21 protein-coding genes and 1 pseudogene are annotated in these 22,952 nt (G+C 72.7%); 16 read left to right on the plus strand and 6 right to left on the minus strand.

Annotated features, from left to right (window positions below; all coding sequences use genetic code 11):
- The first annotated feature begins 406 nt into the window (after window positions 1-406).
- The 4 genes from OFY01_RS02145 to OFY01_RS02160 all read left to right on the plus strand — a co-directional run bounded on the left by OFY01_RS02145 (window position 407) and on the right by OFY01_RS02160 (window position 4,356).
- On the plus strand, window positions 407-2,113 hold the full coding sequence (locus OFY01_RS02145) for an ABC-F family ATP-binding cassette domain-containing protein (protein WP_266595737.1): 1,707 nt from the start codon (window positions 407-409) through the stop codon (window positions 2,111-2,113).
- A gap of 96 nt (window positions 2,114-2,209) precedes the next feature.
- On the plus strand, window positions 2,210-2,395 hold the full coding sequence (locus OFY01_RS02150) for a hypothetical protein (RefSeq protein ID WP_266595739.1): 186 nt from the start codon (window positions 2,210-2,212) through the stop codon (window positions 2,393-2,395).
- 101 nt (window positions 2,396-2,496) lie between these two features.
- A complete protein-coding gene (gene ddaH, locus OFY01_RS02155) occupies window positions 2,497-3,273 on the plus strand; it encodes a dimethylargininase (protein WP_266595741.1) in 777 nt (258 codons plus the stop codon).
- Between the two features lie 105 nt (window positions 3,274-3,378).
- A complete protein-coding gene (locus tag OFY01_RS02160) occupies window positions 3,379-4,356 on the plus strand; it encodes an acyl-ACP desaturase (RefSeq protein WP_266595743.1) in 978 nt (325 codons plus the stop codon).
- A gap of 40 nt (window positions 4,357-4,396) precedes the next feature.
- Here OFY01_RS02160 and OFY01_RS02165 read toward each other — a convergent pair whose 3' ends face one another.
- Window positions 4,397-4,639, minus strand: coding sequence for a WhiB family transcriptional regulator (locus OFY01_RS02165; RefSeq protein WP_266595745.1), 243 nt, complete (start codon window positions 4,637-4,639; stop codon window positions 4,397-4,399).
- Between the two features lie 92 nt (window positions 4,640-4,731).
- Window positions 4,732-5,523: a VOC family protein gene (locus OFY01_RS02170; protein WP_266595747.1), complete on the minus strand. Its 792-nt coding sequence runs from the start codon at window positions 5,521-5,523 to the stop codon at window positions 4,732-4,734.
- A 260-nt stretch (window positions 5,524-5,783) separates the two neighbouring features.
- On the opposite strand from OFY01_RS02170, the gene OFY01_RS02175 reads away from it, so the two are divergent.
- Entirely contained in the window at window positions 5,784-7,004 is a 1,221-nt protein-coding gene (locus OFY01_RS02175) for a glycoside hydrolase family 64 protein (protein ID WP_266595749.1), read from the plus strand.
- A 12-nt stretch (window positions 7,005-7,016) separates the two neighbouring features.
- Here OFY01_RS02175 and ligD read toward each other — a convergent pair whose 3' ends face one another.
- The gene (gene ligD / locus OFY01_RS02180) at window positions 7,017-8,063 is read right to left on the minus strand and encodes a non-homologous end-joining DNA ligase (protein WP_266595750.1); all 1,047 of its coding nucleotides are present in this window, start codon (window positions 8,061-8,063) and stop codon (window positions 7,017-7,019) included.
- A 73-nt stretch (window positions 8,064-8,136) separates the two neighbouring features.
- Here ligD and OFY01_RS02185 point away from each other — a divergent pair, with 73 nt between their 5' ends.
- Window positions 8,137-9,198 (plus strand): ATP-dependent DNA ligase, encoded by a 1,062-nt coding sequence (locus OFY01_RS02185; RefSeq protein ID WP_266595752.1) that lies wholly within the window; start codon window positions 8,137-8,139, stop codon window positions 9,196-9,198.
- A 105-nt stretch (window positions 9,199-9,303) separates the two neighbouring features.
- Entirely contained in the window at window positions 9,304-10,272 is a 969-nt protein-coding gene (locus OFY01_RS02190; protein ID WP_266595753.1) for a DUF3048 domain-containing protein, read from the plus strand.
- Between the two features lie 21 nt (window positions 10,273-10,293).
- On the opposite strand, the gene OFY01_RS02195 is transcribed toward OFY01_RS02190, so the two are convergent.
- Window positions 10,294-10,761, minus strand: a complete 468-nt coding sequence (locus OFY01_RS02195) for a MarR family winged helix-turn-helix transcriptional regulator (protein WP_266595755.1) — start codon at window positions 10,759-10,761, stop codon at window positions 10,294-10,296.
- 177 nt (window positions 10,762-10,938) lie between these two features.
- Between OFY01_RS02195 and OFY01_RS02200 the strand changes: the two genes are divergently transcribed.
- The 6 genes from OFY01_RS02200 to pcaDC all read left to right on the plus strand — a co-directional run bounded on the left by OFY01_RS02200 (window position 10,939) and on the right by pcaDC (window position 16,300).
- Window positions 10,939-11,694 carry a CoA transferase subunit A gene (locus OFY01_RS02200; protein WP_266595757.1) on the plus strand — a complete coding sequence of 252 codons (756 nt, stop codon included), beginning with the start codon at window positions 10,939-10,941 and terminating at the stop codon, window positions 11,692-11,694.
- Window positions 11,695-11,696: 2 nt separating this feature from the next.
- The gene (locus OFY01_RS02205; RefSeq protein ID WP_266595759.1) at window positions 11,697-12,353 is read left to right on the plus strand and encodes a CoA transferase subunit B; all 657 of its coding nucleotides are present in this window, start codon (window positions 11,697-11,699) and stop codon (window positions 12,351-12,353) included.
- Window positions 12,350-13,135, plus strand: coding sequence for a protocatechuate 3,4-dioxygenase subunit beta (gene pcaH / locus OFY01_RS02210; protein ID WP_266595761.1), 786 nt, complete (start codon window positions 12,350-12,352; stop codon window positions 13,133-13,135). Before OFY01_RS02205 ends, pcaH begins: the two co-directional genes overlap by 4 nt.
- 6 nt (window positions 13,136-13,141) lie before the next feature.
- The gene (gene pcaG, locus OFY01_RS02215) at window positions 13,142-13,753 is read left to right on the plus strand and encodes a protocatechuate 3,4-dioxygenase subunit alpha (RefSeq protein ID WP_266595763.1); all 612 of its coding nucleotides are present in this window, start codon (window positions 13,142-13,144) and stop codon (window positions 13,751-13,753) included.
- Entirely contained in the window at window positions 13,750-15,060 is a 1,311-nt protein-coding gene (gene pcaB / locus OFY01_RS02220) for a 3-carboxy-cis,cis-muconate cycloisomerase (RefSeq protein WP_266595765.1), read from the plus strand. Before pcaG ends, pcaB begins: the two co-directional genes overlap by 4 nt.
- A 115-nt stretch (window positions 15,061-15,175) precedes the next feature.
- Window positions 15,176-16,300, plus strand: a complete 1,125-nt coding sequence (gene pcaDC / locus OFY01_RS02225; RefSeq protein ID WP_266595767.1) for a bifunctional 3-oxoadipate enol-lactonase/4-carboxymuconolactone decarboxylase PcaDC — start codon at window positions 15,176-15,178, stop codon at window positions 16,298-16,300.
- Between the two features lie 287 nt (window positions 16,301-16,587).
- Here the strand turns inward: pcaDC and OFY01_RS02230 are convergent, their stop codons facing one another.
- Complete coding sequence (locus tag OFY01_RS02230; protein WP_266595769.1) at window positions 16,588-19,272, minus strand: ATP-binding protein; 2,685 nt, start codon at window positions 19,270-19,272, stop codon at window positions 16,588-16,590.
- Between the two features lie 207 nt (window positions 19,273-19,479).
- Between OFY01_RS02230 and OFY01_RS02235 the strand changes: the two genes are divergently transcribed.
- Complete coding sequence (locus OFY01_RS02235) at window positions 19,480-20,592, plus strand: DUF2510 domain-containing protein (protein ID WP_266595771.1); 1,113 nt, start codon at window positions 19,480-19,482, stop codon at window positions 20,590-20,592.
- A gap of 143 nt (window positions 20,593-20,735) precedes the next feature.
- On the opposite strand, the gene OFY01_RS02240 is transcribed toward OFY01_RS02235, so the two are convergent.
- Window positions 20,736-21,368, minus strand: a complete 633-nt coding sequence (locus OFY01_RS02240; RefSeq protein ID WP_266595773.1) for a TetR/AcrR family transcriptional regulator — start codon at window positions 21,366-21,368, stop codon at window positions 20,736-20,738.
- Window positions 21,369-21,558: 190 nt separating this feature from the next.
- On the opposite strand from OFY01_RS02240, the gene OFY01_RS02245 reads away from it, so the two are divergent.
- Together OFY01_RS02245 and OFY01_RS02250 are read left to right on the plus strand one after the other, a co-directional pair.
- Complete coding sequence (locus OFY01_RS02245) at window positions 21,559-22,572, plus strand: phosphatase PAP2 family protein (protein WP_266595774.1); 1,014 nt, start codon at window positions 21,559-21,561, stop codon at window positions 22,570-22,572.
- Window positions 22,569-22,952 (plus strand): annotated as a pseudogene (locus OFY01_RS02250) (hypothetical protein); the annotation flags it as partial. The gene OFY01_RS02245 and the pseudogene OFY01_RS02250, both read left to right, overlap by 4 nt.

The following is a 22,952-nucleotide window of genomic DNA, read 5'->3' on the forward strand; positions in this document are numbered from 1 at the left end:
GGCGCACGTGCCCAGGTCGGACGCGGGGCTCCGCCGGCGGCGCTGCTGCTCGCCTGCGGCGCGGCGGCGGCCGTGGCAGCGGTGCGATACGGCCGTCGGGGCGCCCTGGGCGACTGAGCGTACGGTCCGAGCCTTTAATCCTTTGACGGCCGGAGCCCGCCTCCGTACCGTGGTCGATGCTTCTGTTGCCGTCGATCGGAGTAGGACGTTGCTCGTCTGAGGTCTTGAGACACCGCGCATGTCACGCCGCGCCCTGCCGCCCGCGTCCATGTCGTCGTGCGAGACCTCGGTACGCCCGAGCCGTCCCACCCGCCGGTACAGGCTTCTCTCCTGTCATTTCCTGGCCCGCGGTGTCTCGAACGCGTCGCACCCGTCATCGTTCGCACCGAACACCTGCGAGGCCCTCATGTCACATCATCCCCTTCCCTCCGGCTCGGCCGCGTCCATCTCCTGCACCGGTCTGACCTACTCCTGGCCCGACGGCACCTGTGTCTTCGACGGCCTGCAGGTCGCCTTCGGGCCGGGCCGCACCGGGCTCATCGGGCTCAACGGCTCAGGGAAATCAACCCTGTTGAACCTGCTGGCCGGTACGCTCCGGCCCACCGACGGCAGCGTCCGGATCACCGGCGAGGTCGGCCATCTGCCGCAGAACGTCACGCTCGACACCGGCCTGCGCGTCGACGAGGTCCTCGGCATCGCCGCGACGCGGGCCGCCCTGCACGCCATCGAGTCCGGCGACGTGCACGAGAAGCACTTCACGGCGGTCGGCGACGACTGGGACGTCGAGGAGCGCGCGACCGCCACGTTGTCCGAACTCGGCCTGGGGCACATCTCGTTGGACCGCACCATCGGCGAGGTCTCCGGCGGCGAGTCGGTGCTGCTGCGGCTCGCGGCGCTGCTGCTCGCCCGGCCCGACATCCTGCTCCTGGACGAGCCGACCAACAACCTGGACCTGTACGCGCGCCGGCGCCTCTACGCAGCCGTCGAGGGCTGGTCCGGGGTCATGGTCGTCGTCAGCCACGACCGGGAACTGCTCGACCGCGTCGACCAGATCGCCGACCTGCACCAAGCAGGAGGGGCCGCACGCAGTGCCTCGGCTGAGGGTGGTGGGAGACGGGCGGGCGCGGTCACCTGGTACGGCGGGAACTTCTCGGCCTACGAGGAGGTCGTCGCGGCGCAGCAGGAGGCCGCCGAGCGGATGGTGCGGGTCGCCGAGTCCGACGTGAAGAAGCAGAAGCGTGAACTGGTGGAGGCCCACGTCACGTTGGCTCGGCGCAAACGTTACGGGCAGAAGATGTGGGACTCCAAGCGGGAGCCGAAGATCGTGATGGGCGCCCGCAAGCGGGCCGCCCAGGTCTCCGCCGGCAAGCACCGCATCCTGCACGAGGAGAAGCTCAACGAGGCCAAGGAGCGGCTCGACGAGGCGGCCCTCGTCGTGCGCGACGACGACGAGATCCGCGTCGACCTGCCGTTCACGGCGGTCCCGCCCGGACGCCAGGTGCTCACGCTGCGCGAGCTCGAACTCGCCCACGGGGCCCGGGTGCCGGGCGGGCTCGATGTGCACGGCCCCGAGCGGATCGCGCTCGTGGGGCGCAACGGCTCGGGCAAGACGACGCTGCTGCGCACCGTGGCCGGACACCTCGCGCCGGTCGCGGGCGAGGTGACGGCACATGTGCCGTTGCGCTTCCTGCCGCAGCGGCTCGACGTGCTCGACGACGCGCTGAGCGTCGCCGAGAACGTGGCGCGCTTCGCGCCCGACGCCACCGCCAACCGGATCCGCGCCAGCCTGGCCCGCTTCCTGTTCAAGGGGGCGCGGGCCGACCAGCGGGCGGGCACGCTCTCCGGCGGCGAACGCTTCCGCGCGGCGCTCGCCTCACTCATGCTCGCCGAACCGGCGCCGCAGCTGCTGATCCTCGACGAGCCGACCAACAACCTGGACATGGCGAGCGCGCGGCAGCTGACGTCGGCACTGGAGTCGTACGAGGGCGCCCTGATGGTGGCCGGCCACGACCTGCCGTTCTTGGAGTCCATCGGCATCACCCGCTGGCTGCTGCTGGACGGGGAGCTCGTGGAGACCTCGGGCGATGAGGTGCGCGAGCTCATGGCCGGGTGAGCCCGCGTCCGGGCGCGGCGCGACGCCGGGCGCGCCCGCCTCCCGCCCATCAGCCGCCGGGCGCGCGGTCGGCGGTGAAGCGGCCACCGGCCGCCCATGGCGGACGACGCCGGCGGATCGGCGGCACCGCTCGGCCGCCTGATCGACAGACACGACACCGTGGTGCTCCAGGGCCTGGCGGCTCAACGGCTCGCCGCGGACGTCTCGTTCGCGGCGGAGCACCCGCGGCGGGCCGCCGGGGCCCCGGACGGGCCGGGTGAGGGGGCCGTGACGGCCGCGTGACGGGGGATTCCACCAGGGGCTCCGGGGTGTGCATGATGTGGCCGCCACGCGCTACCGACGCGTCGCGCCCCGCCCCGTACCCGTTCTCTGGAGTGACCCCCGTGACCAGCAAGAAGGCCCTCATCCGCCGTCCGGGACCGCGCCTCGCCGAGGGGCTCGTCACCCATGTCGAGCGCGAGGCCGTGGACACCGACCTGGCGTTCGCCCAGTGGCGCGAGTACGTCGCGGCGCTCGAGTCGGACGGCTGGGAGACCTATCTGGTGGAACCGGCCGACGACTGCCCCGACGCCGTGTTCGTGGAGGACACGGTGGTCGTGTTCCGCAACGTCGCGCTCATCGCGCGGCCGGGCGCCCGGTCGCGGCGCGAGGAGACGGCAGGCGTGGAGCAGGCGGTGGCGCGGCTCGGCTGCTCGGTGAACTGGGTGTGGGAGCCGGGCACGCTCGACGGCGGGGACGTGCTGAAGATCGGCGACACCGTCTACGTGGGGCGGGGCGGGCGCACCAACGCGGCGGGGGTGCAGCAGTTGCGTGCCGTCTTCGAGCCGCTGGGCGCGCGGGTGGTGGCCGTCCCGGTGAGCAAGGTGCTGCATCTGAAGTCCGCGGTGACGGCGCTGCCCGACGGCACGGTCATCGGGCACGAACGTCTCGTGGACCACGCCTCGCTGTTCCCGCGTTTTCTGCCGGTGCCCGAGGAGTCGGGCGCGCACGTGGTGCTGCTGGGCGGTGACCGCCTGCTCATGGCGGCCAGCGCGCCGAAGTCGGCGGAACTCCTGTCCGACCTGGGCTACGACCCGGTTCTGGTGGACATCTCCGAGTTCGAGAAGCTCGAAGGATGTGTGACCTGTCTCTCAGTACGGCTGCGTGAGCTGTACGCGTGACGACGGATCCTTATCGCGGGCTTAACCTACGGTCTCGTAACCTACGACACCGTAAGTACATCGCTACGTGCACCGCTCGCCCGTACTCCGTCCCCAGGAGCCCTCGTGACCGTCATCTCCCCCCGCCTCGGCTCGTCCACCGACTGGACCGACGCCCGGTTGCTGTACGCGCTGGAAGAGGTGGTCGAGCAGGAGCTCAACCGGCACCTGAAGATCGCCAAGGACTGGATGCCGCACGAGTACGTGCCGTGGTCGGACGCCCGGAACTTCCCCGGCTTCTTCGAGGACGGCGAGCCCTGGGACAAGGAGCAGTCGAAGGTCACCGAGGTCGGCCGCACCGCGCTGATCGTCAATCTGCTGACCGAGGACAACCTGCCGAGCTACCACCACGAGATCGCCACGCTGTTCGGCCGCGACGGCGCCTGGGGCACCTGGGTTCACCGGTGGACGGCCGAGGAGGGTCGGCACGGCATCGTGATGCGCGACTATCTGCTCGCCTCGCGCGCCGTCGACCCGGACAAGCTGGAGACCTTCCGGATGGCGCACATGAGCGAGGGCTTCGAGTCGGACAACCGGCACTCGATGCTCCACTCGATCGCCTACGTCGCCTTCCAGGAGCTGGCCACCCGCATCTCGCACCGCAACACCGGGCACCAGTCGGGGGACCCGGTCTGCGACCGGATGCTGGCCCGTATCGCGACCGACGAGAACCTGCACATGGTCTTCTACCGGAACCTGCTCAAGGCCGCGTTCGAGATCGCGCCCGACCTGACGATGCGCTCCGTGCGCGACGTCGTCGTCGATTTCCGGATGCCGGGCCACGGTATCCCCGGGTTCGAGCGGGCGGCGGCGCAGATGGCGATCGGCGAGGTCTACAACCTGCGCATCCACCACGACGACGTGCTCCAGCCCGTGCTGCGCTTCCTGAAGATCATGGAGGTGGACGGGCTCGGCCCCGAGGGGATCAAGGCCCAGGAGGAACTCGGCCTGTTCATGAACGGGCTCGACGAGCAGGCGCGCGCCTTCGACGAGAGGCTCGCCGCCCGCAAGGCGCGGATGGCGGAGCGCGCCGCCCGCGCCTGACCGCGACGGCGGCACCCGGGGCCGCGGGAGAACGTGCGACTCAGCGGCGCCTGAGCCTGCCGCGCTCCTTCTCGGACAGGCCGCCCCAGACACCGAAGCGCTCGTCATGCGTGAGCGCGTACTCGAGGCAGTCGGTGCGGATGTCGCACATCAGGCAGATCCGCTTGGCGTCACGGACGGAGCTTCCCGGCTCGGGGAAGAAGAAGTCCGCGCCGGTCTGGGCGCACAGAGCCTGCTCCTTCCAGCTGGGGGCCGCGGGCGTGAGTGTCGTGTCAGCGTGCATGGTCACGACCCTGCCGCCCCGCGCAAAACGTTTGATCAACGCGTGATCAACACGGCGCGCCGGGCGGCGCGCCCCCCGCCCCTCCGGTGGCGCTACTCCTGCTCAGGGTCCCCCTTGATCACGGCGAATCGGGCGCCGGACGGGTCCGCGAGCTTCGCGATCCGGCCGACCTTCGCCAGGTTGAACGGTTCGGTGCGCACCGTACCGCCGAGCTCGCGGGCCCGGTCGGCCGCCGCGTCCACGTCCGACACGTGGAAGTACAGCGTCCAGTGCGAGCCCGCCGACGCCTCTGCCGGGTCGGACTCCAGCGGGACGATCCCGCCGAACATGCTGTCCGGCCCCGCGCCCGCCGGGTTCACCGACGTGTACAGGCCGCCGGGGAACTCGATGTCGAAGGTGCCCCAGCCGAACACGTCGGTGTAGAAGCGCTTCGCGGCGTCCACGTCGGCCGTGTGCAACTGCGCCCAGTTCAGGCCGCCGTCTCCGGTCGCGTACTCGAAGCCCTTGGTGTTCTTGGGCTGCCACAGGCCGAACGCGGCGCCCGAGGGGTCGGCGCAGACCGCCACGCGGCCCTCTTCGAAGACGTCTTGCGGCGGGTGGCAGACCTTGCCGCCGGCCTGCTCGACCACCTCGGCCGTGGCATCCGCGTCGGTGGTGTGGAAGTACAGGTTCCACGCCGGTGGGGCCTGGCCCGCGGGGACCGCCATGGCCCCGGCGACCGTCCTGCCCCCGCGCCGGAACATGCCGTACCCGCCCGCCTCGGGCCCCGCCGACGCGAACTTCCAGCCGAAGACGCCTCCATAGAACCGGGTCGCCGCTTCCACGTCGAAGGTGGTGAGGTCGATCCAGTCGGGTGCGCCCGGGACGAACTCGGTGGTGATCATGGTTCTTCCCTCCTCGTCGAGGGTTCCGCTCTCCGTACCGCTCTGTATCGCCGAGTCTCGCACCGGCCACTGACAATCGCCCTCGCACACGCCGTCCGCCGCGCTCCGGCACCCTCCCGGACATGGATTCATTTCTTGAATACAAAAAGAAAACGGGAGCGCTCCCTGTCTTAAGTCTTGACGGTTCATATCGACCTCGCCACAGTGGGCCCCCTCACACCCTCTCCCCCTTCTCCCCCACACCCCCAGGAGAGCCCATCGTGATATCACGCAGAGCCCTGCTCGCCGGCGCCGGAGCGAGCGCCGCGACCGCCGCCGCTGTCCTCGCCGCCCCTTCCTGGACCGCGGCCGCCACTCCCGCGACCTGCCAACTGGCCCTGGTCAACACGTCGTTGCCGGGCTCCGTGCGTGCTTACGTGACCGGCCACGACCGGGCCACGGGCGCCTTGCAGCTGCTGCGGGCCGACGGCAGCGTCTACCGGCCGGCCTCGCCCGGCACCCCGATGACCCCTCTGCCCGTCGACTGCGCCATCCCGCTGGGCGCGGCCGGTTCCGCGGCCAAGGTGGTGACACTGCCTCAGATGTACGGCTCCCGCATCTACTTCGTGCGGGACGACACCCTCGACTTCTTCCTCAACCCGGGCCCCGCCCTCGTCGAACCGGCCTTCGCGACACCCTCGGACCCGAACTACGGCAAGACCTGGTCGTTCTGCGAATTCACCTTCGACTCCAGCCAGTTGTACGCCAACATCAGCTACGTCGACCTGGTGACCGCCCTGCCCATCGGCCTGACCCTGGAGGGCGACGCCACCCACACCGTCGCTCCGCTGCCGGACGGCGCCGTGGACAAGATCGCCTCCGCTCTCGTCGCGCAGGCCGCCGAGGACGGCCTGCCGTGGGACGAACTCGTCGTCCGCGGCGCCGACGGCGGGGTACTGCGGGCCGTCTCGCCGCAGAACATCATGGCTCCCTACTTCGGGCAGCCCGACCGGATGCCGTTTCGTGACATGTGGACCGACTACGTAGACCGGGTCTGGCAGAAGTACGGCTCGACCGGCCTGACCATCGACCTGCAGGGCGGCCGGGGCACGTTCACCGGCCGGGTCAGCGGCGACACCCTCGTCTTCGACGGCGGCTACACGTTCGGCAAGCCGTCGTCGAAGGACATCTTCACCTGCAACTACGGGCCGTTCGCCAACGATCCGGGCGACCCGGACGACAAGAAGGGCATCCTGGCCCGCCTCGCCGCCGGGTTCAACCGCAGCCTCATGCTGACCCACACCGAACAGCCCGACGGCGTCACCTCCGCCGACTACTACCAGGACGCCACCACGAACCACTGGGCGCGCATCGTGCACGCCAACTCGCCGATCGGGTACGCCTTCCCCTACGACGACGTGCAGGCGGACGGGCAGCCGGACGTGTCCGGTGCCGCCCACGACGGCAACCCGCGCCGCTTCACGGTGAGCGTGGGGTCCTGAGCGGCGCGCCGGTCAGCCGCTCGGCCGTTCGCAGTGCCTGGCCCGGCTCGGCTGCACACGCGGCGGCTCCCCCGGCATCTTCGGGTACTCCGGCGGATAGGGCAGGTCGCCCAGGCCCCGGTCGCGGGCGTCGCGGTCGGCCAGTTCGAGCAGGGCGTCGAGCCGGTGGGCATGGTCGTCCATGTCGGCGTGCACGTCACCCAGCGCGGCGTAGCGCTTCGGCATCGTCACGATGTCGAAGTCGCGCGGCGCGACGTCACCGAGCTCGTCCCAGGTGAGCGGGGCGGAGACGGGAGCATGAGGCAGGGCGCGCACCGAGTAGGCGCTGGCGACGGTGCGGTCGCGGGCCGTCTGGTTGTAGTCGACGAAGACGCGCTGGCCGCGCTCCTCCTTCCACCAGGCGGTCGTGACACGGCCGGGCATGCGGCGTTCGAGTTCGCGGCCGCAGGCGATGGCGGCGCGGCGCACCTCGACGAAACTCCAGCGCGGTTCGATGGGGACGAAGACGTGCAGTCCGCGCCCGCCGGAGGTCTTGGGCCAGCCGCGCAGCCCGCCGAACTCGTCCAGCACGGCCCGTAGTTCGCGTGCCGCGTGCACCGCGTCGGTGAAGTCCGTGCCGGGCTGCGGGTCGAGGTCGATGCGCAGTTCGTCGGGGCGGTCGGGGTCGGCGCGGCGCACCGGCCAGGGGTGGAAGGTGAGCGTGCCGTACTGGACGGCCCACAGGACGGCGGCGAGTTCGGTGGGGCACAGCTCGTCGGCGGTGCGGCCCGAGGGGAAGGCGACGGTGGCGGTGGGGATCCAGTCGGGGCGGTTGCGCGGGGCGCGTTTTTGGTAGAAGGACTCTGCGCCGAGGCCCTCCGGATAGCGCTCCAGGGTGGTGGGGCGCTCGCGCAGGGCGCGCAGGATGCCCTCGCCGACAGCGAGGAAGTACCGGGCGACGTCCAGCTTGGTGTAGCCGCCCGCTCCGCCTTCAGGGAAGTACACCTTGCCGGGGCTGGAGAGCCGCACCGTACGCCCACCGGCGTCGAGCTCCACCGCCGCGCCGTTGCCGCCGCTCATGAGCCCACGCTAGGCGCTGGGAACACACCCCGCACACCGGGCGGGATCGCAACACACGGGACAGAATCGGGGCATGGACCTTCCCGTGATGCCGCCGGTCCGGCCGATGCTGGCCAAGTCCGTGGCGCGGATCCCCGCCGGGATGCTGTACGAGGCGAAATGGGACGGGTTCCGGGCGATCGTGTTCCGCGACGGTCGGGAGATCGAGTTCGCCAGCCGCTCCACCAAGTCGCTGACCAGGTACTTTCCCGAGCTGGTGGCAGCGCTGCGCGAGCGGCTTCCCGAGCGGTGCGTGCTCGACGGGGAGATCGTGATCGCGCGCGACGGGCGGCTCGACTTCGACGCGCTCACCGAGCGGATCCATCCGGCCGACTCGCGGGTGCGCACGCTCGCCGAGCGCACACCCGCGTCGTTCGTGGCGTTCGACGTCCTGGCGCTCGGTGACGAGAAGGTGACCGACGCCCCGATGGCCGAGCGCAGACATCGCCTGGAAGAGGCCCTCGCGGACGCTTGCCCGCCCCTGCATCTGGCCCCGGCGACGACGGACGCCGCACTCGCGCGGCGCTGGTTCGAGCAGTTCGAGGGCGCGGGCCTCGACGGGATCGTCGCCAAGCCGCTCACCCTGCGCTACCAGCAGGACCAGCGGCTCATGTTCAAGATCAAGCACGAGCGGACGGCGGACTGCGTGGTCGCCGGGTACCGCGTCCACAAGAGCGGGCAGGGCGTCGGCTCGCTGCTGCTCGGCCTGTACGACGCCGTGGGCACGCTCCAGCACGTGGGGGTCTGCGCCGCCTTCACGATGAAGCGCCGCACGGAGCTGATCGCCGAGCTGGAGCCGTTGCGGATGCCGTCGGTGGCCGGTCACCCCTGGGCTGCGTGGGAGGACGAGTCGGCGCAGGCCGGCTCGCGAATGCCGGGCTCGGTCAACCGCTGGAGCGGTGGCAAGAGCCAGACGTGGGTGCCGCTGGAGCCGCGCCTGGTCGCCGAGGTCGCCTACGACCACATGGAGAACGGCACGCGGTTCCGGCACACGGCGCGCTTTCGCCGTTGGCGTCCCGACCGCACTCCCGAGAGCTGCACCTACGCGCAGCTGGACGAGCCGGTCTCGTTCGATCTGGCGGACGTCATGCGCTGAACGGCCGAGCCGCGCTTCGGCCGGCAGCGGCGCCCGGAGAGCTGATCGGCCGGCCGATACGACCGCCCGCTGGCGGAAACGCACGAAAGCGGGTAGGAACCGGTCATGGACGGCATACGCAGGCGCGGTTTCCTGGCCGGTTGCGCCGCCGGTCTGATCGCTCTCGCCGCCGTGGCGTGCACGGGCGGCGGCACCGGCCCCGACCGGGGCGCCTCACCGTCGCCGTCGCCCTCGTCCGGGGCGCCCGGGGCGAACGTCCTCGCCGTCAAGATCGACAATGTCGGCGCGGCCCGCCCGCAGACCGGGCTCCAGGACGCCGACATCGTCTACGCGGAGCAGGTGGAGGGCGGGCTGAGCCGCCTGATGGCGGTGTTCGGGGCGGATCGCCCGGCCGTGGTGGGCCCGGTGCGCAGCGCGCGCGAGACCGATCTGGAACTGCTGCGCCAGTTCGACCGGCCGACCTTCGCGTACTCCGGGGCCCAGCACAAGCTGCTGCCTCTGATCGCGGCGGCTCCGCTGCGGGCGGTACCGCCGGGCAAAGCCGCCGACGGCGCGTACTTCCGGGGCGGTGACCGGCCCCCGCCGCACAACCTCTATCTGCGCCCGCGGAAGCTGGCGGGGACGGCCGGCGGATCGGGCGCCGGGGCGGCGGCCGGGTTCCGGTTCGCGGCGCGGGTACCGGCGGGCGGCACGCCGGTGACCGAGGAGACGGTGCGGTTCCCTGCGGCACGGTTCGGCTTCGTCTGGTCGGCGCGGCGCCACCGGTGGCTGGTGAGCATGGACGGGCACCCGGCGACCCTGACCGGCGGGAGCCGGCTCGCCGCGGCGACGGTGGTCGTGCAGTACGTCGACGTGGAGCCGTCCCGCTTCCACGACAAGCTCGGCAGTACGACGCCGCTGTCGCACACCGTCGGGTCGGGGAGGGCGCTGGTGTTGCGCGACGGGCGGTCCTTCGACGCGCGGTGGGACCGGCGGGCCGCCACGGACGGCACCACTTTCACGGCGGCGGACACCGGGAAGCCGCTGCCGTTCGCACCCGGCCAGGTGTGGGTGGTGCTCGCCGCGAAGCAGTAGCGGTGGGGGAGGCAAACGGCTTCAGATCCCTTGCGCGGTCACCGTCCGCGCCGCGTCGCGCAGGTCCTCCGCCGCGTCGGCGACCCGGCGGAGCAGGTCGAAGAACACGGTCTGCTCGTCCGCGTCGAGCGGTGCCAGGAAGACCTGGTTCATGCGGGCGGTTCGCACGGTCAGCTTCTTGTGCGTGCGCAGGCCCTCTGCGGTGAGCCGCAGCAGCCAGCGGCGGCCGTCCTGGGGGTCGCGCACCTTGTCGAGCAGGTCACGGCGGGTGAGCCGGGCGATGACCTCGGCGATGGTGGAGCGGTCGAGTCCGACGCGCTCGCCGACGGTGCGCTGGTCGAGGCCCGGCTCGGCGACGAGCGCGTTGAGGACCGCGAACTGCGGGGACGTGATCTCCTCCGAGACCATCGTGTTCCACAGCAGGTGGTGCGCCTGCTGGAGCCGTCGGGCGAGGTGCCCGGGATGGGTGCTCAGATCCACCGCGGCCATCGCGATCCTCCGGTCCTTCGTTGATGCACAGCTGTTCTTGTCGGTGCACTGAGCAATGCTAGACCCTTGACGACCCCATGAGCCGGTGGCAACGTGAGCCTCGTTCTCATAATAGTCAGTGCGCTGAGCATTCCTCGTTGTGGCTCGGCCGCACTCCCGCAGACGGGACACGCACACATGGACAAGGTGGTCGCCTCGGCCGCGCGGGCCGTCGCCGACGTCGGGGACGGCTCGTCCCTCGCGGTCGGCGGGTTCGGGCTCAGCGGTGTGCCGAGCGTGCTGATCGAGGCGGTGCACGCGCAGGGCACGGGCAACCTGTCCGTGGTGTCGAACAACTGCGGCGCCATGGAGTCCGGCCTCGCCGTACTCCTCGCGGCGGGACGCATCGCCCGCGTCACCGGCTCGTACATCGGCGCGAACAAGGAGTTCGCCCGCCAGTACCTGGCCGGCGAGATCGAGGTCGAGATGATCCCGCAGGGCACGCTCGCCGAGCGGTTGCGCGCGGGCGGCGCCGGAATCCCCGCCTTCTACACCCCGGCGGGCGTCGGCACACAGGTCGCCGACGGCGGTCTGCCCTGGCGCTACGACGGCGCGGGCGGGGTCGCCAAGGCGTCACCGCCCAAGGAGGTACGGGAGTTCGACGGGGTCGAGTACGTCCTGGAGAGAGCCATCCGCACCGACTTCGCACTGGTCCGCGCCGCCAGAGGCGACCGGCACGGGAACCTGGTCTTCAACAAGTCGGCGCGTAACTTCAACCCGCTCGCGGCGACGGCCGGGAAGGTCACGATCGCCGAGGTGGAGGAGCTCGTCGAGGCCGGTGGCATCGAGCCCGACCAGGTGCATCTGCCGGGCGTCTTCGTGCAGCGCGTGGTGGCACTCACCCCGCGACAGGCCGCCGACAAGCGGATCGAGAAGCGGACGGTGAGCGCCTAGCCATGGCATGGACGCGAGAACAGATGGCCGCGCGCGCGGCGCGTGAGCTGCGCGACGGACAGTACGTGAACCTCGGTATCGGCCTGCCGACGCTGATACCCAACCATATGCCCGAGGGCGTCGAGGTGGTCCTGGAATCGGAGAACGGCATCCTCGGCACCGGCCCCTACCCGGCCGATGACGCGGTCGACCCTGATCTGATCAACGCAGGCAAGGAGACCGTGACGGTCCTGCCCGGCGCCGCGTTCTTCGACTCGGCGCTCTCCTTCGGCATGATCCGCGGCGGTCACATCGATGTCGCGGTCCTGGGCGCCATGCAGGTCTCGGCCCGCGGCGATCTCGCCAACTGGGCCGTGCCCGGCAAGATGATCACGGGGATCGGCGGAGCCATGGACCTGGTCCACGGGGCGCGCACGGTGCTCGTCACGATGACGCACACCGCGAAGGACGGCACGCCGAAACTGGTCGAGGAGTGCTCCCTGCCGCTGACCGGCAAGGGCTGTGTCGACCGGATCATCACCGACCTCGCCGTCCTCGACGTGACCGAACAGGGCCTGGCCCTGGTCGAGTTGGCGCCCGGCGTGAGCGCCGAGGACGTGGCGGCCAGGACCGCGGCGCCGCTCACCCGGGCGCTGAAGGAGGAAGAGGAAGCCGTATGAACACCCCCCGGGCCCTCACCCAGCACGACATCGACGCGGAGATCGCCGCCGAGCACGCGGCGTACGAAAAGCGCCTGGCGGGCGGCGCGCCGGTGGAGCACCACCCGCGCCGCGACTACGCCCCCTACCGCTCGTCGGCGCTGCGCCACCCGAAGCGCCCGCTGGTCGCCATCGACGTCTCCCGCGACCCCGAGCTGGTGGAGCTGGCCTCGCCCGCGTTCGGCGAACGGGACATCACGGAGACCGACCACGATCTGACCCGGCAGCACACCGGCGAACCGATCGGCGAGCGCATCACGGTGTCCGGACGGCTGCTCGACCGGGCCGGGCGCCCGGTGCGCGGCCAGCTCATCGAGATATGGCAGGCCAACGCGGCCGGCCGCTACGCCCATCAGCGCGAGCAGCACGACGCCCCGCTCGACCCCAACTTCACCGGAGTGGGGCGGACGTTGACCGACGCGGAGGGCCGCTACCACTTCACCACCATCCAGCCAGGACCTTATCCGTGGCGCAACCACGTGGGCGCGTGGCGGCCGGCGCACCTCCACTTCTCGGTGTTCGGCGCGGCGTTCACCCAGCGGCTCGTGACACAGATGTACTTCCCGAACGATCCGCTGTTCCCGTACGACCCGATCCTGCAGTCCGTCACCGACGACGCCGCCCGGCAGCGGCTCGTCGCCGCCTACGACCACAGCCTGTCCGTGCCGGAGTTCTCGCTCGGCTACCACTGGGACATCGTGCTCGACGGTCCAGCGGCCACCTGGCTCGAAGAAGGGCGCTGACCTGCCATGACGCAAGCAACTGACGCCGCCGAAGGCGTGCTGCCCACCCCGTCGCACACGGTCGGCCCGTTCTACGGGTACGCGCTGCCGTTCCCCGGCGGCGGTGACATCGCGCCGGTCGGGCACCCGGACGCCATCACCGTGCAGGGGTACGTGCGCGACGGCGCGGGCGCGCCGCTGCCGGACGCCGTCGTGGAGCTGTGGGGGCCCGACCGCGACGGAACGCTCCCCCGCGTCGACGGATCGATGCGGCGCGATCCGGCGACGGGCGGGCATCTGGGGCGCAACGGCGTGGAGTTCACCGGTTGGGGCCGGGTCCAGACCGACGCGAACGGCCACTGGTACGCCCGCACGGTGCGGCCAGGCACGCGCGGGCGCAACGCCCCGTATCTGAGCGTGTGCGTCTTCGCGCGCGGCCTGCTCGTCCACCTGTTCACCCGCGTCTACGTCCCGGACGGCGCGGCCACCGCCCACGCCCTGGCATCCGACCCGCTCCTGGCCCGGCTCGATCCGGCGCGGCGCGACACGCTGGTCGCCAGGGAGCAGGGCGACGGCACGTACCGTTTCGACATCCGCCTTCAGGGCGAGGGCGAGACGGTCTTCCTGGAGTTCACGTGACGTTGTTCGACCCCGGCAGCGAGGACGCGCCCTCGGAGCACACCACGTCCGAAGAGGCTTTTCTACAGGCATTGTTGGACGCGGAGGCGGGCCTGACGCGCGCGCAGGAACGCCTCGGCCTCACGCCCGCCGGCGCCGGGGACGCGGTGACACGGGTGGCGCTCGCCTCGTCCTTCGACGTCCGCGACCTGGCCCGGCGGGCGCGCGCCGGCGGCAACCCGGTGATCCCGCTGGTCGCCGATCTCACCGCGGCCGTGCCCGCGCGGTACGCGCCGTACGTGCACCGGGGCGCGACCAGCCAGGACGTGGTGGACACGGCGCTGATGCTGGTCGCCGCGCGCACGCTCGACCTGGTCCTGCCCGAAGTCGACGCGATCGGGGCCTCGCTGGCCCGGCTTGCGGTCGAGCACCGCGACACGCCCATGGCAGGACGTACGCTCACCCAGCATGCCGTGCCGACGACGTTCGGGCTCAAGGCCGCCGGGTGGCGTTCGCTGGCCCTGGACGCACGCGACCGGCTCCGGACGGTGCGTGCGGCCCTACCGGTGCAACTGGGCGGCGCGGCAGGCACGCTGGCGTCCTTCGAGGCGTACGGGGCGCACGACCCGGTGGAGGCGGTGACGGCCTACGCCGCCGAACTGGGCCTTGCCGCACCCGGGCTTCCCTGGCATGTGCTGCGCACGCCGGTGGCCGATCTCGCGGGCGCCCTGGCGTTCTCGACGGGGGCGCTCGGCAAGGCGGCGGCGGACGTCCTGACGCTCTGCCGCACCGAGATCGCCGAGCTTCGCGAGGCCGCGGGCGGCGGATCGTCGGCCATGCCCCACAAGGCCAACCCGGTCCGGGCCACGCTCGTCGCGGCCGCCGCACGGCGTGCACCGGGCCTCGCGGCGACCCTGTACGGCTCACTGGCCGCGGAGGACGAACGGCCCGCCGGGGCGTGGCACGCCGAATGGGCTTCGCTGCGCGAGCTGTTGCGGGTGGCGGGAGGTGCGGTGCGGGACACGGCCGAGCTGGTCGACGGTCTCGTCGTGCACCCCGACGCGATGCGCGCGCACCTGGACCTGACCGGTGGGGCCATCGTCGCGGAGCGGCTTTCCGTGGTGCTCGCCGGGCGGCTCGGCCGCGGCCCGGCGAGGGAACTCCTCGCGGCGGCGGCGCGGCGGGCCCGCGAGGAGCGGGCCCCGCTGGCCTCGGTGTTGCCCGAGGTGCCGGAGCTCGCCGAGGTCGACATGGCCGGGCTGACCGATCCGGCGCGGTACGTGGGTGCCGCGGGCGCGCTGGTGGACCGGGCCCTTGGACGGCGGTGACGTCGATCGCCCGGTGCGGGCCCCTCGTGGTCGCACTCACTGCCCGCGCGCCCCTGCCGGGGCCGCCTCCCGGTCCGCTCCTCGCCTCTCACCCATCACCTTCTCGGGAGCACGCATGACTGTCCTCCACCACCACGCCGAAGGCTCGTCCTCCGCTCCCCCGCTGCTCCTCGGGCCGTCGCTCGGGACCTCGCTCGCCCTCTGGGACGGTGTGGCGACCGAGTTGTCGTCCGCGCACCGGGTCGTGCGGTGGGATCTGCCGGGGCACGGCGGGTCCGGCGCGGAGCTGGTCCGGGCCGGCGCCACCGTCGCCGACCTGGCCGGCCTCGTGCTCGCGCTCGCCGATGCGCAGGGCATCGCGCGGTTCGGCTACGCGGGGGTCTCGCTCGGCGGCGCCGTCGGTCTGCACCTGGCCGTGCACCACCCGGACCGGGTCGACCGGCTCGCCGTGCTGTGTTCGGCCGCCCGGTTCGGTGAGCCGGAGCCGTGGCGGCGGCGGGCGGCGCTCGTCCGCGAGGAGGGGACGGGGGCCGTGGCGGAGTCGGCGCCGTCGCGGTGGTTCACGCCTGAGTTCGACGGGGCCTGCGTGCCCCGGCTCGTACAGGACAATCGCGACGCCGACGCGGCGGCGTACGCCGCCTGCTGTGATGCTCTGGCCGCCTTCGACCTGCGAGAACGCCTTGCTGAGATCCGCGTGCCGACGCTCGTCGTGGCCGGGCGCGAGGACCCCGCGACGCCGCCCGAGCGGGCGCGGGAGATCGCCGACGGCGTGCCGCGCGCGGAGCTCGTCGAGCTGGCCGGGGCCTCCCATCTGGCCGTGGCCGAGCGGCCCGACGCCGTCACCGGGCTGCTGCGCGCCCACTTCGGACGGGTCGCGGGGGCCGGAACGGCGATGCGGCGGGAGGTGCTCGGCGATGCGCACGTGGACCGGGCACAGGAGCGGCAGACGCCGTTCACGGCACGGTTCCAGGACTTCATCTCCCGGTACGCGTGGGGCGAGATCTGGACCGATCCGACGCTGACCCGGCGCGAGCGGAGCATGGTGACCCTGACCGCGCTCGTCGCCCACGGCCACCTGGACGAACTGGCCATGCATGTGCGGGCCGCCCTGCGGGGCGGTCTGACCGCCGGCGAGATCGGTGCGGTGCTCCAGCAGTGCGCCGTGTACGTGGGCGTGCCCGCGGCCAACTCGGCCTTCGCCGTGGCCCGACAGGTGTTGGAGTCGGAGGGCGGCTCATAGGGCGTGTTTCGAAAGTCCCGCCTGCCCGGCGACGCCTGGCACGCACGCTCGCGGCGTTGTCGGGCTCGCCCCGATACGCCCAGTATCGGGGCGACCCTCCGCCTTGCGATCGCACGCACCAGACGCCGCCGGGCCCGCCCTCCGGGCGGACGACGCCACTTTCGAAACACGCCCTGGGGCGCTGTCCGGCGGATCTTGTCGAGGTCGCGGGGTCTGGCGCGCCGACCTGCGGCGTTGTCGTCGGTCGCCGGCTGCCCCGTCTCGGACCGAGCTCCGCCGGACAGCCCCTAGCGCAACCCGCGCCCCGTCTCCAGCACTTCCCGCGCCCGCGCCGCCAGACCGTCGGCGCCGCACGAACGGGCCAGTGTCAGACCTCGGTTGAGTTCGGTGAGGGAACGGGCCGCGATCCCGTACTCGACGCGGGCGAGCGCGTGCTCGTACGCGCACGGGGACGCCTCCAGGTAGGTGACGGCCTTCGCGTACAGGGTGAGTTGCCTCTGGCCCGTCTCCAGCGCGGCCGCGCACCGCAGTGCCTCGCCGATCGCGGTGTCCGTGCCGAACCGCTCGGCCTGCACCCGGCCCTCCGCGGCCAGCGCCTGCGCGCGCCGCGGGTCGGTGATCGCGAGGGCACGTGCGAGTTCACCGGCCCAGGGCGCCATGATCGTGTTGTGGCCGCCGCGGGCGGTGGCGGCCTTCGCCGCCGCCTCCAGCTCGTTGACGCCGTCCTCGACCCGGCCGGTGGCCAGCAGCAGGCGGCCGCGGACCGAATGGGCGTCGGGCAGCACGACGGTGGACGGGTAGGGCGGGGCGAACGCGTAGCGCTCGGCGGTCTGCGCGGCCTCGTCGGCCTTGCCGCGGGCCAGCAGTGTGTCGATGAGCATGCAGGCCGCGTCCCAGTGCATGGGCAGTCCTCGCCCGACGCGGTCGGCGAGCCGCAGCGCCTCGCGCAGGAACGCCTCCGCGTCGGTGAGGCGGCCGCGCCTGCGGTGCACGTAGCCGACGAAGGCGTGGGCGAGCGCCAGGTGGCCGCCGCTCCAGCCCGCCGTCTCGTACTCGCGGACGGCCTCGGTGAACAGGCTCTCGGCACGGTCGAGCCGGTCGGCGAACAGATACGCGCTGCCGAGCATGACGAGGACCTCGAAGCCCCACTCGGTGTCGGTCCAGCCGAGTCCGGGGGCCAGGCGGCCGTTGACGAGTGCGCGGTCGCAGCGCTCGACGACCTCCTCCGCGTTCTCACCACGGGTCATCGCGTCGAAGGCGTGCAGGATCAGCAGGACGCGCTCGGGGTTGTCGCGGCCCGCGAGTCCCTCGGCGATCGAGGCGAGGCGGCGGGAGCGGCCCGGGGAGTCCTCCTCGCCCGCGTGGATGCCCTCCCACATGAAGTGGACGGCCTGCAGGCGCAGGCGGGCCTGGCCCGGTTCGAGGCGTTCGGCCTCGCTGTCGATGAGCGCGAGGGCCTCCTCCAGCTGGTCGTTGTGGACCATGGCCTGGGAGAGGCGGCAGACCGCGTCGACCCGCTCGGCGCCGTCGAGCCCCGGCGTGACGTCGAGGGCGTCGCTGAGGTGCCGGATGGTGGTGGCGGGCGAGGTCAGGAGTGTGGCGCGGCCCAGTTCGTACAGGACGTACGGACGCACCTCGGGCAGCGGCGGTTCGTCGAGGGCGCGCTCCAGGCAGCGCCGGGCGGCCTCGGGCGCGCCGACGGCGAGGTGTTCGCGGGCGGCGGCGCGCATCTGCTCGACGAGCTCCGGGTCGTCGTCCGGGTGGACTTCGAGGAGGTGGCGCGAGGCCGCCGCGGGCCCGTGCCCGGACGCGGTGACCGCCCAGGCCGCCTGGCCGTGCATGGCGGTGCGGGTGGCCGTCGGGATCGCGTCGTAGACGGCGGTGGCGATCAGCGGGTGGACGAACTCCAGGACGGTGTCCGCGCCGGGGGCCGTGGACTCGGCGTCGGTGAGGATGCGGGCCTCGCGCAGCCGTTCGGCGCAGCGCCCGGCCTGTTCGGGGTTCATCCCGGCGAGGAGTGCGGCAAGGCCGGGTTCGATGCGGGTGCCGAGGATGGCGGCCGCCCAGGCGAACCGGGTCGCGTCGGTGCCGAGTCCTTCGAGGCGGGTGACCAGGCCGCGGCCGCGCGCCGATCTGTTGAGCCCGCGCAGCTGTTCGGCGGAGTCCTCCACCGGGGCGAGGTCGGTGTCCTGCACCTTGGCGAGCAACTCGACGGACTCGTACGGGTTTCCGCCGGTGACGGCCCACACCTCGCGGCAGAACGGGTCGTCGGCGTGCGCGCCGAGCGAGGCGCGGGTCAGCGCCGCGACGGCATCCGGGGTGAGTGCGCGCAGCCGGGCGGCGACGGGCCGGGCGGCCGCGGAGACCGCCTCCAGGCAGGCGGCCGCCGCCGAGCCCTCGGGGTCGCGCTGGGCGACGACGACCAGGATGGGCAGTTCGTCGAGGCGCTCGGCGAACGCGGCAAGCCACCCGAGGGTCTCCAGGTCGGCCCACTGCGCGTCGTCGATGAGCAGGACCAGCGGCCAGTGCAGGCGGGCGAGCCGGGACACGGCCGCGACGAGTCCGTCGCGCACACCCTGCGGGTCGGCCTGCCGCCCGGTGGGCTCGGCTATCCCGAGGGCGGGGCCCGCGATGTCGTACCAGTCGCCGAAGTACTCGCGGGCCTCGTCGTCGCTCAGGGCGAGCAGCGCGGGCTGCAGCAACTGCCGTACGACGTTGAAGGGGACGGAGGTGACGGTCTCGCCCGCGCGGGCGGACCAGACGGTGGCCCGGCCCCGCGCCATGGCCGCCACCCGGGCGAGCAGCGCGGTCTTGCCGATGCCCGCGTCACCGTGGTACACGATCAGGCTGCCGGACGCGGTGACGTCGCCGCACAGGTCGTCAAGTGCCTGCTGTGCGATGTCGAGTTCGGCCTGCCGCTCCCACAGCGGCGGACCGGAGGAGGCGGCCTCGGCGTGCCGTCCCTGAGTCATCCCGCACCCTCCCGGTGTCGTTCACATCGGCCGATCGACGTACTGGTGACGAGACTAGTCGGGACGGGGCCCGCGTGGTGGGGGTCTTGGCAGCCCCGTGACTTTTGGCCGGGGACGGGTCCGGCCGTGGCCGGTTCGGATCACGATCGCGCACGCGCCTGCGACCCTCTCATCGCGTTTTCAGGCCGGCCTCATACTGTTTGGCCCATGACGTCGCAGACTCCCGCGGGCTGGTACCCCGATCCAGGTCAGGTCGAGGGCGCGCCCCGCACCGAACGCTGGTGGGACGGCGGCCGGTGGACCGATCAGATCCGCCCGGCCACGACCCCGCCGCCGCACCCGCCGCAGGCCCCCGCCCCCACCACGCCCGGGGCCGCACCCGCGCCTGCCCCCGGCGCTCCGCCCGTTCCCGGCGCCACGCCGCCGGTTCCCGGCGCCACGCCGTACGCCCAGCAGCCGGTACCGCTAGCCCCTTACCCGGCATACGGTGATTATCCGGGCTATTCGGGTCAGTTGCCGCCCAAGCCCCGTAGCCGGGGACGCGTCGCCGTCGCGGCGGGGATCACGGTGGTCGTGCTCGCCGGGATCGGCGTCGGCGTGTACGCGCTGACGTCGAACGGCGGCCACGGCAAGGGCACCGACAAGGCCGGCGCGCAGTCGCGGCATCCGCGCCAGGGCGCACCCGGCGGCGGCGACCCCGGCGGCGGGAGCAGCCCGTCGCCACAGGCGCCGCGGGCCCCGCGGACACCGCTCGACAAGGGGTACGCCACGGATGTCGTCAGCGGTGTGGCGCTGCCCGTGCTCGACGGCTGGACGGGCACCGACGGCGCGGGCATCGCGGGCGTGACGACAGGCCCCTACAAGTGCCCGGACACACCGAAGCAGACGTGCGTCAAGGGCGGCGCCTCCGTGGAGTCGGCCACGCGCCTCAAGCTGGACGCGACGACCGCCGAGGCGGCGGCCAAGGAGGACATCCTCAAGAACGCCAAGGCCTCCTACGGCGGCAAGACGTACGGCGGGATCGTCCAGCACGACGAGTTGCAGTCGAAGAAGGTCACCGTCGCCGGGCAGCAGGGCTATCTGGTGCGCTGGAACGTGGACACGAAGTCGGACATCGACGCGTGGGTCGAGTCGGTCGCGTTCCCCGCGCCCGACGGCTCCGGGCGGCTCGTCGTCGTCCGTATCGGCGTCGACATACCCACCAGCGCGGAGGACAAGGCGTCGGGCCCCGACGACACGTCGATCGACAAGATCGTCAAGGGCATCAAGAAGGCCCGGATCACCGGCGGTGCGACGGGCGGCGACGGCAAGGGCGTCTGAACCCCTCGGGTGCGTCTGGGGCCGACGGCCTCCCCTCCGCTCTTGGAGGAGGCCGTCGGCCCCGGGGTGCGCGCCGCTCCCGTCCCCACGGTGCGGCGCGGGACGCCACCGGCCGGTCATCCCTGCGGCCGGCGGCCTCCCGTTCAGGCGGCCCGGCCCGGTGGGGTCAGGCCGAGGCCCGGAAGCAGTGCGTCCTCGACGAACCGGACCATGTAGTCCTGGTCGGCCTGCCGCGCCTCCAGGACGGGACGGATCCGCAGCACACCGAAGAGCTGCGACGCCACGTACGGCAGCGCGGGATGATCGGCGGCGATCTCACCGCGCTCCACGGCCCTGCCGATCATCGCGTCGAGCGCCGCGAGCTCCGGTTCGACGAAGACCTCGCGCAGCGCGCTCTTGAGGCCGTCGTCATGGAGCATGGCATGCCCGACCGCCTGCATCAGCACGGTGTCGCGCTCGCCCTGCACCGCCGCGTTGCGCGCGGCCGCGACCAGGTCTCCCGCGAGGCTTCCGGTGTCGACCGAGGTGAACTTCCCGCACCGGCCCGCCCGCAGCGCCGCGGCCACGAGCTGTGGCTTGGTCTTCCACTGCCGGTACAGCGTGGACTTGCTGCAGCAGGCCCGCGCCGCGACGCCCTCCATGGTGAGCGCCTCGTACCCGTGCGTGCGCAGCTGGTCGAGGACGGCGTCGTAGAACTCCTGCGCCCGCTCGGGCGTGATCTTCGAACGGCGCGAGGGGGTCGTCGCGGTCGCGGTGGCCTGTTCTCGCGTCGTCATGACCCTGTGCTCCTCGGTGGGTGTGGCCGGGATCTCAGCCCCTATCGATACGCCAGTGTACCGGTACGCCAGCGTATCGGTACACTGGCGTATCGGAACACCATCGTTTCGATACGTGGCAGTACCCGCGGAGAACCGCGTGGAACCGCGCAGCTCAGCACCACAACGCCGTCATGAAAAGGGGGCCGGGATGGAATCCCTCACCGAGGCCGCCGAACCGGAGCCCGGCGGGCGCACCGCCCGGCCGCCCCTGGTCCGCGAGTTCCTGCTGGTCGCAGGGCTCTTCCTCGTCTACAAGCTCGGTCGGCGACTGGCCAACGGGCACACCGGTGATGCCTTCCACAACGCCGACCACGTATGGAGCCTGGAGCGCGCCCTGCACCTGCCCGAGGAGGGCACCGTGCAGGGCCTGCTGCTGCACAGCGAGTCCCTGGTGCGCGCCGCGAACACGTACTACGCGGCCGTGCACTTCCCGGCCACGATCCTGTTGCTCGTCTTCCTGTACCTGCGCAGGCCGCGCCACTACGTGTGGACCCGGCGCGCGCTCGCCGTGCTGACGGCCGCGGCGCTCGCGCTGCACCTCACGTTCCCGCTGGCCCCGCCGCGGATGCTGCCGGCCGCGCACCTCGTCGACACGGCGCAGGTCTACGGGCCGTCCGTCTACGCGGCGAAGCCCAGCACCGACTCGATGGCCAACCAGTTCGCGGCCATGCCGTCGCTGCACTTCGGCTGGGCGCTGATGGTCGCGATCGGCCTGATCGCGGCGACCCGGTCGCGCCTGCGGTGGCTGTGGCTCGCCCACCCGCTGCTGACCCTGCTGGTGATCGTCGGCACCGCCAACCACTACTGGCTGGACACGATCGTGGCGGCCGCGCTGCTCGGCCTGGCGCTCATGGTCGTCCGGATGCCGAGCGCGACCCCGGCCGCTCCCGCCGCCCTCCGGCGCCGTCTGCTGCCCGCCCCCGCCCACCCGGCCACCACCGAGGCCCCCGCTGCGGCGCGGGTCCCGGCGCCCTGGTCGGCCGCGCCCGCCTTCCGCGCGCCGCCGGACGCCCTCTCGGCCTCCGACGTCCTGGGCCGGGCGCCGATCCGCATCCCGGTGCAGGTGTCGCACACGCCCGGCTCCACCTCGGTCGCGGCGGCGGTGGTCGCCTCGGCCGAGCCCGTCACCGCGGAGCCCGTCGCCGCCGGAGCGAACCGATGAACGCCGCCACGCTGATCGCCGTCGCGCTCTCCCTCGTCTCCGCCGTGGCGTACGCCGCGGCGGCGGTGGCCCAGGAACGTCTCGCCGCCCGCACCGCCGGCGCCGAGGCGGGCCTGCGGCGGATGGTGCACGCCGGGGCCTGGTGGGGGTCGGTGCTGCTCAATGCCGGGGCAGCGCTGCTGCACGTGGCCGCGCTGCGGTTCGGGCCGCTGACACTGGTGCAGCCGCTGGGCGCGCTCACGCTCGTCGCGGCAGTGCCGCTGGGCGCGCGGCTGGCGGGACGGCGTGTGACGTCGGTCGAGTGGCGCGGCACCGCGCTCACCCTGCTCGGTCTCGGCGCGCTCCTGGTGACCGCGTCGGGGCCCGAGCCGGACACCAGG

The organism is Streptomyces beihaiensis (assembly GCF_026274175.1).
Classification (GTDB): Bacteria; Actinomycetota; Actinomycetes; order Streptomycetales; family Streptomycetaceae; genus Streptomyces; species Streptomyces beihaiensis.